General features: G+C 67.7%; 1 protein-coding gene. It reads right to left on the bottom strand.

Annotated features, from left to right (window positions below):
- Positions 1–1,749: Pls/PosA family non-ribosomal peptide synthetase (locus JL475_RS38865; RefSeq protein ID WP_202282906.1), on the bottom strand; the 1,749-nt coding region annotated here is incomplete at both ends.

The following is a 1,749-nucleotide window of genomic DNA, read 5'->3' on the forward strand; positions in this document are numbered from 1 at the left end:
GAGGGCAAGCACGGTGAGGACGAAGAAGAAGAACCACCGTACGAGCAGGAAGAGGACCATCGACCGGATGTTGCAGCGGTTCTTGGCCGCGAGGCTGCGGTGCAACTCGGCCCCGGTCCGCAGATGGTCGAACCGCAGGTCGCGCTCCACCGAACGGGGGATCTCGAAGCACGGCGAGCCGAGCAGGCCCACCCCCTCGCGTACCTCGCCCTCGAGCGGAACCATCACCTTCGTCGCGAGGAGGCAGTTGTCGCCGGTCTTCGCCCCGGACGGATACACGATGTTGTTCCCGAGGAAGTTGTGCCGGCCGATCGACGCCCGGGACACCCGGAACGACGTACTCGAAAAGTCGGCATTGACGATCGACAGACCGTCGGCGACCATCGTGCCGCTGCCGACGGAGCACAGGTACGGGGTCTCGTGCTGTACCTCCGTGCCGAAGTTGGAACCGGTCTGCTCCACCCGCGACAGGCCGTATCCCAGGCCGCGCAGATAGGGGACGATGTAGGAGCTGTCCCCGAAGAGCCAGGTGAAGAACTTCACGTTGGTGAGGCGTGCGATCGCCCGGTGCGTCGAGTAGTGAAAGCCGTACAGCGGATACACCCTGTCCGGCTCGACCAGCAGGTTCAGCAGGCGTGGCACGGTGAACAGCACGAGGAGGCCCACGCCGACGAGGCTGAAGAACAGCCCGCAGGACACGATCAGCGCATCGGTGTAGAGCTCCGCCGACACCGGCCCCGCCGTGCCCGGGGCCAGCCGGTCGCTCAGCGCCGGGACCTCGGTCAGCAGCATGTACAGGCCCCCGACGGCCAGCGGCACGGTGAACAGGAACAGCTGACCCACCGTGGCGAGGCCGAAGCCGGCCCGGCGCCAGGTGCCGCACCTGGCGGGCGGGACCCGCACGTAGTCGAGCTCGGTGCGCTGGGCCGGAGAGCCGTGCCATTGCTGGCCGCCGGGGACCGCCTGGCCGCTGTGCAGGGACGAGGTGTGGCCGAGCTGTGCCCCGTCGCCCATCGAGGTGGCGATGTCGAGGACGGTCTTCTCGCCGATGAACACGTTGTGGCCCAGGGTGACGGGGCCGGTCTGGATGCGGCCGGCGTACGCCCGGTAGCACAGGAAGTACGAATCCTTGCGGATCACCGTGTGGGCGCCGATGGTGAGCAGGTCGGTGCAGACCGGGACGGTGCGCGAGAGGATCGTGACGCCCGGGCCGATGCGTGCGCCGAGTGCCCGCAGGTAGAGCACGTACAGCGGGTTGCCGACGAGGAAGACCATCGGGTTGGCGTGGAGCAGTGCCTTGACGGTCCAAAAGCGCAGGTAGGTCAGGCCCCAGACGGGGAACTCGCGTTCTTTCCACCGGCCGATGAGGATCCATTTGGCCGCGATCGGGAAGGTGCACATGCCGATGAATCCGGCGCCGCCGAAGGCGACCGAGCGCAGGTAGATGTCCGTCACGTTCGAGCCGGCGGATATCCACGTGTAGCCGCGTGCGGTGATGATGGCGGTGAGGAAGGAGTATCCCAGGAAAAGCAGGAACTGCAGCACGCCGCAGAGGGTGTACTTCAGGGTGCCGGCCGGGGGCACGGGTTCCGGGGGTGTGGGGGCCGGCGGGCGGGCGGGTGTGGCAGTGGCGCCGGCTCCGGCATCGGTTCCGGAATCGTTGCCGGTATCGGTGAGTGCCGTCGCCAGGCCGCGGATCGTCCGGTGCCGGTAGACGTCCTTGATCGAGACTGACGGTAGATCCGCTCG

The sequence above is a fragment of the Streptomyces sp. M2CJ-2 genome (assembly GCF_016757295.1).
GTDB lineage: Bacteria > Actinomycetota > Actinomycetes > Streptomycetales > Streptomycetaceae > Streptomyces.